This is a genomic window from Kribbella jiaozuonensis (assembly GCF_005233875.1).
In the GTDB taxonomy this organism is placed as follows: domain Bacteria; phylum Actinomycetota; class Actinomycetes; order Propionibacteriales; family Kribbellaceae; genus Kribbella; species Kribbella jiaozuonensis.
In genome coordinates this window covers 1071824-1085683 of the sequence record NZ_SZPZ01000002.1, presented here as the reverse complement: position 1 = coordinate 1085683, position 13860 = coordinate 1071824, and the positions used below count along the sequence as shown (strand labels likewise).

10 protein-coding genes are annotated in these 13860 nt (G+C 70.1%); 1 reads left to right on the top strand and 9 read right to left on the bottom strand.

Going from position 1 to position 13860, the window contains the following annotated elements; genetic code table 11:
* Positions 1 to 14 precede the first annotated feature (14 nt).
* On the top strand, positions 15 to 6569 hold the full coding sequence (locus FDA38_RS16740; RefSeq protein WP_137254938.1) for a hypothetical protein: 6555 nt from the start codon (positions 15 to 17) through the stop codon (positions 6567 to 6569).
* Positions 6570 to 6576: 7 nt separating this feature from the next.
* Here the strand turns inward: FDA38_RS16740 and FDA38_RS16735 are convergent, their stop codons facing one another.
* Genes FDA38_RS16735 through FDA38_RS16695 form a run of 9 tightly spaced genes read right to left on the bottom strand, consistent with a single transcriptional unit; the run spans position 6577 to position 13745 of the window.
* The gene (locus FDA38_RS16735; protein WP_170989755.1) at positions 6577 to 7194 is read right to left on the bottom strand and encodes an acVLRF1 family peptidyl-tRNA hydrolase; all 618 of its coding nucleotides are present in this window, start codon (positions 7192 to 7194) and stop codon (positions 6577 to 6579) included.
* Positions 7191 to 7577 (bottom strand): metal-sulfur cluster assembly factor, encoded by a 387-nt coding sequence (locus tag FDA38_RS16730; RefSeq protein ID WP_137254937.1) that lies wholly within the window; start codon positions 7575 to 7577, stop codon positions 7191 to 7193. Before FDA38_RS16730 ends, FDA38_RS16735 begins: the two co-directional genes overlap by 4 nt.
* Positions 7570 to 8028 (bottom strand): Fe-S cluster assembly sulfur transfer protein SufU, encoded by a 459-nt coding sequence (gene sufU, locus FDA38_RS16725; RefSeq protein WP_137254936.1) that lies wholly within the window; start codon positions 8026 to 8028, stop codon positions 7570 to 7572. The genes FDA38_RS16730 and sufU overlap by 8 nt, the downstream gene beginning before the upstream one ends.
* A 1-nt stretch (position 8029) precedes the next feature.
* Positions 8030 to 9286, bottom strand: a complete 1257-nt coding sequence (locus tag FDA38_RS16720; RefSeq protein WP_137254935.1) for a cysteine desulfurase — start codon at positions 9284 to 9286, stop codon at positions 8030 to 8032.
* Positions 9283 to 10044, bottom strand: a complete 762-nt coding sequence (gene sufC / locus FDA38_RS16715) for a Fe-S cluster assembly ATPase SufC (protein WP_137254934.1) — start codon at positions 10042 to 10044, stop codon at positions 9283 to 9285. Before sufC ends, FDA38_RS16720 begins: the two co-directional genes overlap by 4 nt.
* Positions 10045 to 10067: 23 nt before the next feature.
* The gene (locus FDA38_RS16710) at positions 10068 to 10406 is read right to left on the bottom strand and encodes a non-heme iron oxygenase ferredoxin subunit (protein WP_130438612.1); all 339 of its coding nucleotides are present in this window, start codon (positions 10404 to 10406) and stop codon (positions 10068 to 10070) included.
* On the bottom strand, positions 10403 to 11605 hold the full coding sequence (gene sufD, locus FDA38_RS16705) for a Fe-S cluster assembly protein SufD (RefSeq protein WP_137254933.1): 1203 nt from the start codon (positions 11603 to 11605) through the stop codon (positions 10403 to 10405). The genes FDA38_RS16710 and sufD overlap by 4 nt, the downstream gene beginning before the upstream one ends.
* Positions 11605 to 13017 (bottom strand): Fe-S cluster assembly protein SufB, encoded by a 1413-nt coding sequence (sufB, locus tag FDA38_RS16700; RefSeq protein ID WP_137254932.1) that lies wholly within the window; start codon positions 13015 to 13017, stop codon positions 11605 to 11607. Before sufB ends, sufD begins: the two co-directional genes overlap by 1 nt.
* On the bottom strand, positions 13014 to 13745 hold the full coding sequence (locus FDA38_RS16695; protein ID WP_137254931.1) for a helix-turn-helix transcriptional regulator: 732 nt from the start codon (positions 13743 to 13745) through the stop codon (positions 13014 to 13016). The genes sufB and FDA38_RS16695 overlap by 4 nt, the downstream gene beginning before the upstream one ends.
* Positions 13746 to 13860 lie beyond the last annotated feature (115 nt).

Genomic DNA, 13860 nt, shown 5'->3' with positions numbered 1-13860 from the left:
CGGGGAGTGCAGGGTTGACGTCTGCCGCGATCACCGAGGACGACCCGCAGGGTCGTGCGCGCCAAGCGCTCGGTGTGGCGTTCGGTATCGCGGCCCCGGAGGCGATCGCCCTTCGGGACGGCACCTTCCGGTTGCGGCACTCGCGTGAACGGTTCGCCCGGAAGCTGCTGCGGCGGCTCGAACGCAGGCTGGCCCGCCGCGCCGGCGACATCACCGACGACCGGCTCGTCGCCGAGGCGGTGGCGCTCGTCGGCGCCGAGGTCGACCGCGTGCGCGGCGGCTCCCGCGCGGACGGCGCGACGCGGGCGCTGGACGCGCTGCTCGACCTGCCCGGTCTGCCCGCGTCCCAGCGGGCCGAGACGCAGGCACTGCTCCAGGACGTCCTCGACGGCAACCAACTCGCCACCGACGCCGACCTGCGCCGCCTGACCAACGTCCGCGCCCGGCGCCACTCCCCCGGCCGCCCCCTCGCCGCCGATCTGATCGCCGAGTCCCAAGCCCTGACCCGCGCCGCCGACCGCCTCCTACAAGCCAGAACACCATCCACCACCCCGCACGCCACCCCGCACGCCACCCCGGCCGTCACCCCGGCCGACACCCAGGTCGCCACACCGGCCGCCACACCGGCCGCCACACCGGCCGTCAGCCCGGGCGCCACCCCGGGCGCCACCCCGGGCGCCACTCCGGGCGTCAGCCCGGCCGTCAGCAGTGCGGGAGGGCGTTTCGGGTGGCTTCGGCGGATTGGGCGGGAGAGTCGTGTTGCAGCCGACGGCTACCGCGAGGCGCGTGATCGGCGGGCAGAGGCGCAGTACGAGGAGTTCCGGCGGCTCAGCCGCGAGTGGGAGGAGCGGTCGGGCACCCGGCCGCTGGAGGACATCGAGCGCGACCTGGCGAGCCTCTCGCAGGCGATCCGGCGTGAGGGACACCCGGCCCCGCAGCCACCGTGGGCCGGGGTGCACGTGGTCGTCCCGGACGCCGAGCAGGCTCCGGACGACGGCTTCCGGGAGCACGTACGACAGCAGATCGCCGACCTCGAGTCCGCGGCGACGGACCAGGCCCACCGCGCCGACGTACGCACCCGCAGTGCCGCGAGCGCCGGCGAACTGGCCACGGCGTTGTTCGCGGAGGCCGACCGGCAAGCCGCCGGCCAGGACGCGTCTGCCCACGAGCGCGCCCGCAGGATCCGCGCCCAGGGTCTACGCCGGCTACGCATCGCCGAGCGCCACGCCCAGATCGCGCAGTACTGCGCCACCGCCGCCGACCAGGCGAGAGCAGCTGCCGACGCGTACCGGGCTGTGCTGGAGACCGACGATCTGCAGACCGCTACGCAGGCGGCTGCTGAGCAGGTGGAGGCCTACCGGAAGGCGACGGCCGCGACCCTCCCCGCCGAGGACGTGCAGCACAACGGGCTTCCGTCCGGTCGCCTGCCGCATCTGACCAGGCTCTGCCGCGAGCTCAATCAGGCCCTGGAGGACCGCGAGTCGCCGTACCGCTTCACACCGGACCTTCTTCATCGGACACTGCGTGGCGAGAGCCGCCGGATCCTCTCGCCGGACGGCTTCGTGCTGTCGATCGGCAACGAGCCCCGCGCCGACGTCGACAGTCTCATCCAGTTCCACCTGAAGCTCGATCTCGGTGAGCTGCAGGAGGTCCTGGACAGCCCGCTGACCATCGACGAGGCCCAGGTCGGGCAGGTGGTCCAAGGCGGCTACAACGTCGCCACCTCGGCGTTGCAGACTTCCGGTGCCACGGCAGGCGTCGACCTACGCGCCCTGACCGAGGCGCTCCCGGACACCAGCAAGGTGAAGGCCGTCGCGAAGGTCGTCTCGCCGGGCGTCGAGGTCGCCACCGGGCACGGCCTCCTCGTCAGCGGCGGAGCAACCGAATACGCGCAGAACGGTGCGGTCGAGGCGCTCCGCGGCGAGATCCTGCGCTACCGCTCGGCGCAGCCGCGCTGGAGCTGGCGGATCCGCGAGTCCGCGGCCGCCGACTGGTCCCCCGCCCACGTCGTCGACTCCGGCGCCGAGCACGACACCGCCACGCTCGACCTCGGCTACATCCACACCTACACCGTGCCGCCGCCGGCCGAGCAGACCGATCTCGAAACGCTCGGCCTGTCGGCGGAACGCAGTACGACGATGCCCGAGCACATGGCGACCCGGGTCGACGGGCTGAACGACCTGTGCGACCGGACAGCGGCAGAGCTGCGGCAACGCCTCGGCTCGCTCGACCGCGTCGGCCACGACCGGATCCGCAGTCTGGTCGCCGAGGATGCGATGACGCGGCTGGACGAGACGACGCGGCCCGGCGGCGTCTGGCGACTAATCACGAACGGCGGCCGACCAGTCGCCTGGGCGCAACTGGAGACCGTCGCCGAACTGGAGACCGCAGAGCTGGTCAGCGACAGCTCCCCCGATCACAAGCTCGAGATCTGGCGCGTCGGCAACTCCGGCACGTCCGGCGCCCAGGGATTCAGCGACTCGCGAACGATCAGCGCGACGGCGACCACCGCGCTGACCAACATCGGCTCCTCCACGGTCGACCTCGCCCCGGGTGTCCGCGCCGGACGGAACACCGGCCAGGAGGACACCGCCTCCACCGCCGACCTCGGCAGTCGTTGGAGCACCCAACGAGTAGCGCCGACGGTCGGCGTGAAGCTGCGGCTGCGGCACAAGGTCACCGTGCATCGCCTCGATCGTGAGGAGTCGTTCAGCACCGAAGGCGAGGGTGATGCGTACCTGCGGATGGCGGAGCGCGACGCCTTCCGGTACGGCCTGCCGGTGCCCGCCGCGGCCCTCGTCCGCGAAGACGGTCAGCTGCGTCGCGGCGCCGACGGGCGGCTGTTGCTGCGCGGAGACCCACATCCGACCGACACCCCGCTCCGCCTGCCGGTGTGGCTCGGCAACGGACCGGGCCAGCTGCGCGGCGCCGGTCCGGCGATGATCCGCGAGCTGACCGGGTCCGACGAGGCCCTGAAGGGCTTCCTGGAGCACCTCTCCCGGCAGTCGATGGTTCCACCGCTGGTCGACGGCCATCCGCTGCCGACAGGCCTCGCAGGTGAGGATCCGGCCGTCCTGCTCAGCCGGACGGAGAACTGGGAGCGTGCCTGCCAGCAGCTCGCCAGACATCGCCTGGAGACCGGGTACGACCACGCGGCGCAGGACCGGCTCACCTTCCAGCTCACCGAGCACCGCACCGGCCATCCGCCTCGGGTCCGGTCCTATCGCATCGCCATCGAGCAGCACTTCGACCGCGCGACGCCGATCGGTGTCGCGGACGACGACATGGTCGTCAACGTGGACATCGGCGTGAGTACGTCGGGTCGCTCCAGCACCCAGTCGCGCAGCCTGCCGTGGTCGGCGTCCCTCGGGATCAGCAACGCCCCGGCGCCAGGACAGTCCGGGAGTACGCCGCAAGCGCGGGCGTCGGTCGGCCGGTCGTCGATGGGCCGCTCCCTGACGTCGTCGACGAGCCGGGGCGCGTACCGGATGACGGTGTCGGAGTCGAGCGCGCAGGTCGCGGTGTTCGACGTACCGCACACGATCACGATCAGCGAGATCACCGACGACGGCCACGAGGTGCCGATCGTCGCGTCGGAGGGCAGCGCCCGGGTCTGTCTCGACAGCGAGTTCTGCGCCGGGCCCGAGCAGCCGGCAACCGCCGTACGCGAGCAGGTCGATCCGGGCCTGCTGCAGACCGCTACGGTCCAGCACGTCGACGCGCGGGACCCGATCGCCCAGCTGATCAAGGCCGCGCCGGAGCTAGGGCGGGGTGACAGCTCCGCGCTGCACCACCTCAGTGCCTTCCTCGCGCCGCGGAACCTCATCTCCCGACCGGAGCTGCTCACCACCGAGTACCGCACCGGTCTGGCCGTCAGCCCGGCGCCGTCCGACGCGCTCGAGGCAGTACGACGCCGGGGCCTCAGCCCACGCCGTACCGCGCTCAGCGTCACCACCCGCGTGGAGAACCTCAGGTACGTCGGCAGCGGGCACCCGATCCTCGCCGAGCTGAACGTGACGCTGGCGAGCACCGGCAATACGACGGGTGTCTCCTCTGGCGCAACGGCCGGCGTGAGTGCAGGCACCGGCTCGGTGTCGGCCGACGGGGACGCACACAGCGGGTCCGTCGGGCTGAACCGGTCTACCACTCGCTCGTCGGCCAGCTCGGAGACGTCCACCAGCGGCGTCGAGCGGACGCTGATGCGGGACGGGCAGCACTACCAGTTCTGGGGAGACCTCGTCCTGGAAGCGAAGCTCCGGTCCGGCAGCACCGCGGTTCGTACGATCCCGCTCGACACGGGCGCCGTCGTACTCACGCTCCCCGAGGGCGATGCGCTCCGGGCGTACGGGCGGAACGAGCTGGACCTCCCGCTGCACCAGGTCTCGGATGCCGTCGAGCGGCTGCTGGACGACAACCTCGATCTCCCCCGCCGTACGACGACGGCGCTGCTGCGGCGCTACCGGATCGAGAAGGCCGGCGCAGACGGGCTGGCGGCGACGCACACCGACGAGCGGCTGGCGAAGAAGTTGCGCGAGGCAACGGGACTCGCGACGCCGGGCGAGACCGGTCTGGATGCCACCCTCGTCGAAGCCGAGGTGCTGGCGCGGTTGCGGGTCGAGGTGCCGATGCCTCGGAACTACGACCAGATGCTGGGTGGCGCCCAGGTAGACCGGTCGTCGCTACAGGACCTGGACGGCAACGAGACCGACATGTTCCGCGAGGTGTGCGCCGCCGTCGCGGAGCATTCGCCGCAGGCGCTGGACGACGCCGTACTGACCAGTGCGCTGCGCGGTGACCTGAGCGGCACGCGATGGCGCAACCAGCTGGACGAGATGCTCGACCCGCGCGGGTTCGTCCGTGAGCTGCCGGTCCGCGACGGCACTGGCACTCGCAACCTCCGGGTCCGGGTGAAGGTGCGGTTCGTCGGTCCGGTGACCAGCGAGGCGGGCGGGACGGAAGGGCAGAGCGGCAACGGCTACGGCCTGCAGCAGCTGTGGAGCCTGCAGGATCGGACCAGGAGCGTGACGGAAGGTACGTCGCACAGCGGTCAGGTCGGCGTCTCGGCGACGGAGGGGGCGTCCGCGACCATCGGGGCCGGCGCCGAGCTCGCTACGTCCACCACCTCGTCGAGCAGCGAGCTCAACACCCGCATCAGTACCGGGCTCTCGCTGTCGACGGCTCGGGTCGAGCGGGACTACCAGGTCGTCATCGAGGTCGAGGACTCTGCGGAGCCCGGCGGCCAAGCGACGGCGGTGACTCGGCGGGAGGCCTCCGGGCGGATCAGCCTCTCGGTGCCGGCGTCCGCACTCCACTCGGCCCCGCCCCAGGACGGCCCGGAGGTCGCCGACCACCGGGCCGTCAGGCTGCCGGACAACTACCTCGTCGACGGCACACTCCCTCACCTGCCAGGCGCTCCCTCGGAGAACGCCCTGTTCGACGCGGTCGTCGCCCGCCTCGGCCGACCAGATATGTTGCGCAGCGCCGGTGTCCGGATGCACCAGACGACGCTGGAGTCCTTGCTGGGCGCAGCGAACCGAGCAGTCGCCTTCCAGGAGATGGCCGGCCCGTCGGGGCACGAACTCGTGCCCTTGGCGATCCCCGGCCAGACCTCGCGGGTCGTGGCGGTCCGGGTCCGCGCCGAGGTGTCGGGGCTGGAGCTGATCTCGGATCCCGACGAGGACTCGACCACCCAGCTCGGCGAGAACTCCCGCGAGCTGCGGATCAGCCAGTTGACCGCACGCAGCAACCGCCTGCTGCCCGGGTCCCGGTCCATGGGAGGTACGACGCCCGGCGGCGCGATCACGGTCGGCCTGAACTCCGGCCGCCGCGTCGGCGAGCAGGACACCGGTACGGTCGGCGCACGCCACGAGACCGGCGTCTACGAATCCGGCCAGGTGGTCACCGTCAAGGTGAGCGTCGACTACCACCTCGACTTCGAGCGCCGCCGGATCGACCGCAACCACCGTCCGAAGGTCGAGCGTGCCGACACGGTGCACCGCGCCGCGTCCGGCGAGGCGTATCTGACGATGTTCCGCCACGAGTACGACGCGATGCGCGCGCGGATGGAGGCCGGCGAACCCGCCCTCGCCGGCTGGGATCCGGCGGAGCAGCCCAAGCCCGCACGGGTCCGGACCGTCGCGATGCGGGTCGACGCCGACGAGCAGCACCCGTACCAGCCGCTGGTCGACGCACTCGGCCGAGCCCGCCGCGACGGCGTGAACGTCCGGCTCACGATCCGCGAGTCGAGCGGCAAGCGACAGGTGTACGTCGCCGGGGCCGACGGCACGTTGACGAGCCGGACCGACGGCGAGTTCGCCCAGGCGTTCGCCACGCTGCACCCCCGACTCGCACTGCTTGCAGAGGGGCTGGTCGATCTCCGCGAGCTCCACGCGTCGACATCTGGCCGGTTCACCGGAGCGGTCGTTGACGCCTTGCAGCAGCACGGCATCCCCGCGTCGGCGCTGGTCGAGACGGACTCGCGCATGCGCCGTACGCCGGCAACTCACGACAGCCCGTCCGCACGCCGGATGCACGCATCCAATCCCGGGACGGGTATGACGATCGAATGACCGACGGCTACGCCGGTTGATCCAGCTCGATCCGGATCGCCCGCGCGTCGACGCCGGCCTGCTCCAAGACCTTCTGCTTCGGATCCGGTACGCCGAGGAACGGCGGCCGCACCAGCCCGGGAAGCTCCTTCAAGCGGGGATCCTCGAGCACCGTGTCGACCGCCCGCCGGTCTCCCCCGCACACCAGTACGTCGAGCTTCGCCGGCGCGAGGATCCGTACGGCGACCTCCGTCGCCGCCGCGAACGCCTCGCGGGCCTGGTTGTCCCGGCGGCGCGCGTACCGCTGCTGCGACCAGCCGCCCGCCTTCGTCGTCCCCTGCACGTGCCGGGACCCGACCTTCGAGTCGAGAAGCTTGCCATCGGCAAACACCCCGGCGCCGTACCCGCCGCGACGGACGAGCAGGATCCCGAGCCGCCGTGGGGCCAGTACATGTGCAACGAGCCCCTCGCGGGACAAGTCCGCGAGAGGCTCGAACGGCACGGTGACGACGGCCGAGGAACCGTCCTCGGCGGACAACGTGACGCGCGTCGGCGTCACGTCGTACTCGACGTCACCGTGCCGTTCGCCGAAGCCGGTCAGCCACCTGTCCAACCGCTCCGGCGCTACGTGAACAATCTTGCTCACACGTTGAAGCCGAGCGCCCGCAGCTGGTCGCGGCCGTCGTCGGTGATCTTCTCCGGGCCCCACGGCGGCATCCAGACCCAGTTGATCCGGAAGTCGTTGACGAGACCGTCCAGCGCCATCCGGGTCTGGTCCTCGATCACATCGGTCAGCGGGCAGGCCGCGGACGTCAGCGTCATGTCGATGATCGCCGTACTCGTGTCGTCGACGGTGATGCCGTAGATCAGGCCCAGGTCGACCACGTTGATGCCGAGCTCCGGGTCGACGACATCCTTGAGTGCCTCGGTGACGTCCTCGACCTTGGCCGGGGTCGTGCCGACCGGCGCGGCGGCCGCGTCGAGGTCGACCTCGGGCAGTTCGATCTTCTCGTCGGTCTGGTCAGGCATTCTTGACTCCTTCGTTGGCTGCGAGGGCCTGGGCGGTGGCATCGCGCCACGCCGACCAGCCCAGCAGTGCACACTTCACCCGGGCCGGGAACTGCGCGACGCCCGCGAACGCCACACCGTCCTCGAGAACCTCTTCGTCCGGCTCGACATTTCCCCGGCCCTGCATCAGCTCGAGGAACTTCTCGTACGTCGCCATACCCTCGGACACCGGCTTGCCGATCACCAGGTCCGACATCACCGACGTCGCCGCCTGGCTGATCGAGCAGCCGACGCTGTTGTGCGTGACGCCCTTGACGGTGTCGCCGTCGAGCTCGACCCGGAGTGTGACCTCGTCCCCGCAGGACGGGTTCACGTGGTGCACCTCCACGTCGTACGGGTCCGACAGCCCCGCGTGGTGCGGGCTGCGGTAGTGATCCAGGATGATCTCCTGGTAGAGGCTGTCGAGCTGCATATCAATCCACCTTGAAGTACTTGCGCACGAATCCCAGGCCGTCCACGAGCGCCTCGATCTCCTCCGGCGTCGTGTACAGATAGAAAGACGCTCTGGTCGACGATTGCATTCCGAACCGCTCGTGCACCGGACGCGCGCAGTGGTGCCCGGCCCGGACGGCGATGCCGCGGGTGTCCAGCACGGTCGACACGTCGTGCGGGTGGACGCCGTCCAGCGCGAAGCTGATCGCACCGCCGTGATCGGCCGCGTCCTGCGGCCCGAGGATCTTCAGACCGGGAACGGTCTTCAGCCCCTCGAGCGCGTACTCGACGATCGCGTGCTCGTGCGCGGCGATCTTGTCCATCCCGATCCCGGACAGGTAGTCGACGGCCGCACCGAGCCCGACCGCCTGCGCGATCGGCGGCGTACCCGCCTCGAACCGGGCCGGCGGAGCGGCGTACGTCGAACCGGTCATCCGCACGATCTCGATCATCTCGCCGCCGCCGAGGAACGGCGGGAGCGAGGCGAGCAGGTCGTACCGTCCCCAGAGCACGCCGACACCGGTCGGGCCGACCACCTTGTGACCGGTGAAGGCCAGCAGGTCGGCGCCCAGCGTCGAGACGTCGACCGGGAACTGCGGGACGGCCTGCGACGCGTCGACGACCACGGTCGCGCCGACCGCGTGCGCCTTCGCGGCGATCTCGGTGATCGGGTTGATCGTGCCGAGCGCGTTCGAGACCCAGGTCAGCGCGACGACCTTGGTCTGCTCGGTGAGCAGGTCGTCGATGTTCGACAGGTCGAGCCGACCGTCCTCGGTCACGCCGAACCACTTCAGCGTCGCGCCGGTCCGCTCGCACGCGAGCTGCCACGGGACGATGTTGCTGTGGTGCTCCATCTCGGAGACCACCACGACATCGCCCGGCTTCAGCGACGCGCCGAGCGTGTGCGCGGCGAGGTTGAGCGCCTCAGAGGCGTTCTTGGTGAAGACGATCTCGTCCCGCGACGGCGCGCCGATGAAGGCCGCGACCTTGTCCCGGCCGCCTTCGTACGCCGCGGTGGCCTCGGCACCGAGCTGGTGCATGGCGCGGGCCACGTTCGCGTTGTGCTTGAGGTAGTGGTCCTCGATCGCCTGCACGACCTGGAGCGGCTTCTGCGAGGAGTTCGCCGAATCCAGGTAGACCAGCGGGAAACCGCCCGCGAGCTCGCGGGACAGGATCGGGAAGTCCGCCCGGACCGACTGCAGGTCCAGGGGACTGCTGAACGTCCGGGCGTCGGTCACTTCGCGCCTGCCTTGAGGAACCGCTCGTAGCCGTTCGCCTCGAGCTCTTCGGCCAGCTCCGGGCCACCCTCTTCGGCGACGCGACCGTCGACGAACACGTGCACGAAGTCCGGCTTGATGTAGCGCAGGATCCGCGTGTAGTGGGTGATCAGCAGCACGCCCTTGTCGCCCTGGGCGGCGAACCGGTTGACGCCCTCGGAGACGATCCGCAGCGCGTCGATGTCGAGGCCGGAGTCGGTCTCGTCGAGGATCGCGACCTTCGGGTTCAGCAGCTCGAGCTGGACGATCTCGTGCCGCTTCTTCTCACCGCCGGAGAAGCCCTCGTTGACGTTCCGGGTGCCGAAGTCGGAGTCCATGTCCAGATCGGCGAGCGCCTTGTTGACGTCCTTGATCCAGGTCCGCAGCTTCGGCGCCTCGCCGTCGATCGCGGTCTTCGCGGTCCGGAGGAAGTTCGCCACCGAGACCCCGGGTACCTCGACCGGGTACTGCATGGCCAGGAACAGGCCGGCCCGGGCGCGCTCGTCGACGGACATGTCCAGCACGTCCTCGCCGTCCAGCGTCACGGTGCCGCTGGTGACGTTGTACTTCGGGTGCCCGGCGATCGAGTACGCCAGCGTCGACTTGCCGGAGCCGTTCGGGCCCATGATCGCGTGCGTCTGACCGCCGGCGATGGTCAGGTCGACGCCGCGCAGGATCTGCTTCGGGCCGTTCTCGGTGTCGACCGACACGTGCAGGTCGCGGATCTCGAGTGTCGCCATGAGGTTTCTTCTATCTCCGTCGTTTACAGGGCTGCTTGGTTCAGGGGGTTCTTCACGTCGACGAGTACGTCGTCGCCGTCGAGGCGCACGGGGTAGATCGGCACCGGGTCGTACGCCGGCAGGCTGGTCGGCTCGCCGGTGCGCAGGTCGAAGCGGGACCCGTGCAACCAGCACTCGATCTCGCACTCGCCGACGTCACCCTCGGACAGCTGGATCTGCGCGTGCGAGCACTCGTCCCGCACCGCGAAGTACTGTCCCTCGCTCTTCACCACCGCGACCTCCACGCCGCCGACCTCGACCGGGATCACTCCCTCGTCGGGTACGTCGGCGGCGGCGCAGGCGCGCTCGAAGCTGTCGCTCACTGGCCGACAACCGCCTTGGCGGACTCGCTCAGCTCGGCGGTGCGGGCCAGCTTCTCTTCGATCACCTCGTGCAGGTGCTCGGTGACCTCGGGGACACCGATCTTGCCGATGATGTCGTTGAAGAAGCCGGACACGACCAGCCGCCGCGCCGCGTCCTCGGGGATGCCGCGGGCCTGCAGGTAGAACAGCTGCTCGTCGTCGAACCGGCCGGTCGCCGACGCGTGGCCGGCGCCCTCGATCTCGCCGGTCTCGATCTCCAGGTTCGGCACCGAGTCGGCGCGGGCGCCGTCGGTCAGGACCAGGTTCCGGTTCAGCTCGAAGGTGTCGGTGCCCTCGGCCGCGGCCCGGATCAACACGTCGCCGATCCACACCGAGCGGGCCTTGTCACCGGCCAGCGCGCCCTTGTAGAGCACGTTGCTCTTGCAGTTGGTCGCCTCGTGGTCGACGAAGAGCCGGTTCTCGTGGTGCTGACCGGACTCGGCGAAGTACACCCCGAGCAGTTCGGCGTCGCCACCGGGACCGGCGTACCGGACGTTGGTGCCGATCCGGACGATCTTGCCGCCGAGGGTGACCGCGACGTGGTGGAGCTTCGCGTCCCGGCCGACGACCGCGTCGTGCTGGCCGAGGTGGATCGACTCGTGGTCGCCCTGCTGGATCGAGACGACCCGCAGGTCGGCGCCGTCGCCGACGACGATCTCGACGTTGCTACCGAGTTCACCGGAGCCACTGTGATCGATGATCACGATCGCCTTGCTGTGCCGGCCGGACTCGATGATCAGGTGGCTGAAGCCGCGGGCGCCGAGGCTCGCGACGTTCACGTGCACCGCCTCGGTCAGCTCGGCCTCGACCGGGATCCGGACCGCGAACGCGTCGCCCGCGTGGTTCCAGGCGACGGCCGCGGAGCGGTCCTGCGGCTTGCCGACCTTGAGCGAGTCCGCGGCGACGGTCTCGAAGACCACGCCCTCCGGACCGGACGCGTCGACCTTCGGGGTCTCGGTGCCGGCCGCGTCCTCGAACAGTGCCTTCAGCTGCTTGACCGGCGTGAAGCGCCACTCCTCCTCGCGCCCGGTCGGCACCGCGAAGTCGGCCACGTCGTACGACGTGGGCCGCTCGCTGCGCGCCTGGAGCGGGACCGGGGAACCCGGCCCGTGGGAGTGCGCCTTGTTGCCGGTAGCAACAAGGGTGTCAGACGACGACATCAGCCGACGGCCCCTTCCATCTGCAGCTCGATGAGCCGGTTGAGTTCCAGCGCGTACTCCATCGGGAGCTCGCGGGCGATCGGCTCGATGAAGCCGCGGACGATCATCGCCATCGCCTCGTCCTCCGCCATGCCCCGGCTCATCAGGTAGAAGAGTTGGTCGTCGCTGACCTTGGACACGGTCGCCTCGTGCCCCATCGCCACGTCGTCCTCGCGGACGTCGACGTACGGGTAGGTGTCCGAGCGGCTGATGGTGTCGACCAGCAGCGCGTCACAGCGCACCGTGGACTTGCTGTGGTGCGAGCCCGGCGCCACCTCGACCAGACCGCGGTACGACGTCCGGCCGCCGCCGCGGGCCACCGACTTCGACACGATCGAGCTCGACGTGTACGGCGCGTTGTGCACCATCTTCGAGCCGGCGTCCTGGTGCTGGCCCTCGCCCGCGAACGCGACCGACAGCGTCTCGCCCTTGGCGTGCTCACCCATCAGGTAGACGGCCGGGTACTTCATCGTCACCTTGGAGCCGATGTTGCCGTCGATCCACTCCATCGTCGCGCCCTCTTCGCAGGTGGCGCGCTTGGTGACCAGGTTGTAGACGTTGTTCGACCAGTTCTGGATCGTCGTGTAGCGGCAGCGGGCGCCCTTCTTCACGATGATCTCGACCACCGCGGAGTGCAGCGAGTCCGACTTGTAGATCGGCGCCGTGCAGCCCTCGACGTAGTGCACGTAGGCGTCCTCGTCGACGATGATCAGGGTCCGCTCGAACTGGCCCATGTTCTCGGTGTTGATCCGGAAGTAGGCCTGCAGCGGGATGTCCACCTTGACGCCCTTGGGCACGTAGATGAACGAGCCGCCGGACCAGACCGCGGTGTTCAGCGAGGCGAACTTGTTGTCGCCGACCGGGATGACCGAGCCGAAGTACTCCTTGAAGATCTCCGGGTGCTCCTTGAGACCGGTGTCGGTGTCCAGGAAGATGACGCCCTGGGCCTCCAGGTCCTCACGGATCTGGTGGTAGACGACCTCGGACTCGTACTGCGCGGCGACACCGGCGACCAGGCGCTGCTTCTCCGCCTCCGGGATGCCGAGCTTGTCGTAGGTGTTCTTGATGTCCTCGGGCAGCTCTTCCCAGCTGGTCGCCTGCTTCTCGGTCGAGCGGACGAAGTACTTGATGTTGTCGAAGTCGATCCCGGACAGGTCCGCACCCCACGACGGCATCGGCTTGCGGTCGAAGAGCTTCAGGCCCTTCAGCCGCAGGTCGAGCATCCACTCCGGCTCGTTCTTGAGGGCGGAGATGCCCCGCACCACGTCGGTGCTGAGGCCACGCTGGGCGACCGCACCGGCGGCGTCGGAGTCGGCCCAGCCGTACTGGTAGTTGCCGAGGCCTTCCAGTTCGGGGTGAGCGGTTTGCGTCATCGTGCAGTCCTCGCAGATTCGCCGTCGGATACAGGGGCAACGGGCTCGGTCACGACCGGACCCGGGATGTGCGTCGTACAGACACCGTCGCCGTGGGCGATGGTGGCCAGGCGCTGCACGTGCTTGCCGAGGAGTCTCGAGAACACCTCGGTCTCGGCCTCGCACAGCTGGGGGAACTGCTCGGCCACGTGCGCGACCGGGCAGTGGTGCTGGCAGAGCTGGGCGCCGTGGCCCGCCTCCGCCGTCGAGGCTGCGTACCCGTCCGCCGTCAGGGCCTGGGCGAGCGCTTGCGCCTTCTTGCTCTCGGGAGCCAGCGCGAGCTGCTCCCGGTACCGCTCCTCCACCTCGGCGACACGGCGCCGGGCGAACTCCGCCACGGCGTCGTCACCGCCGGCCTCGGCGATGAACCGCATCGCCGTCGCCGCCAGGTCGTCGTACGCCTGGTGGAAGGCGTGCCGGCCGGTGTCGGTCAGCACGAAGACCTTCGCGGGGCGGCCGCGGCCGCGCGGGCCGTAGACGCGCTCCTCGCGGGACTCGACCAGGCCCTCCTCGAGCAGGTGGTCGAGATGCCGCCGGACCGCCGCCGGGGTCAGCTCGAGCCGCTCCGCCAGCACCGCGGCGCTGGACGGACCGTTGGTCAGGATCGAGCGGGCTACCCGGTCCCGGGTGGACTCGTCCCGCGCGGCAGCGCCGGTGGGCGCCGATCCGTTCGTCGCAGGAGTTTTCACAACATCAGTGTCGCGTAATTCCCGGGGCCCTTCAAATAAGGCTCCCCTAACCGGTTCACGCCGTCACGCGGGGCTTCGACCGGGACCGTGAGCGAGGTCACTCCGGGACGTTCTC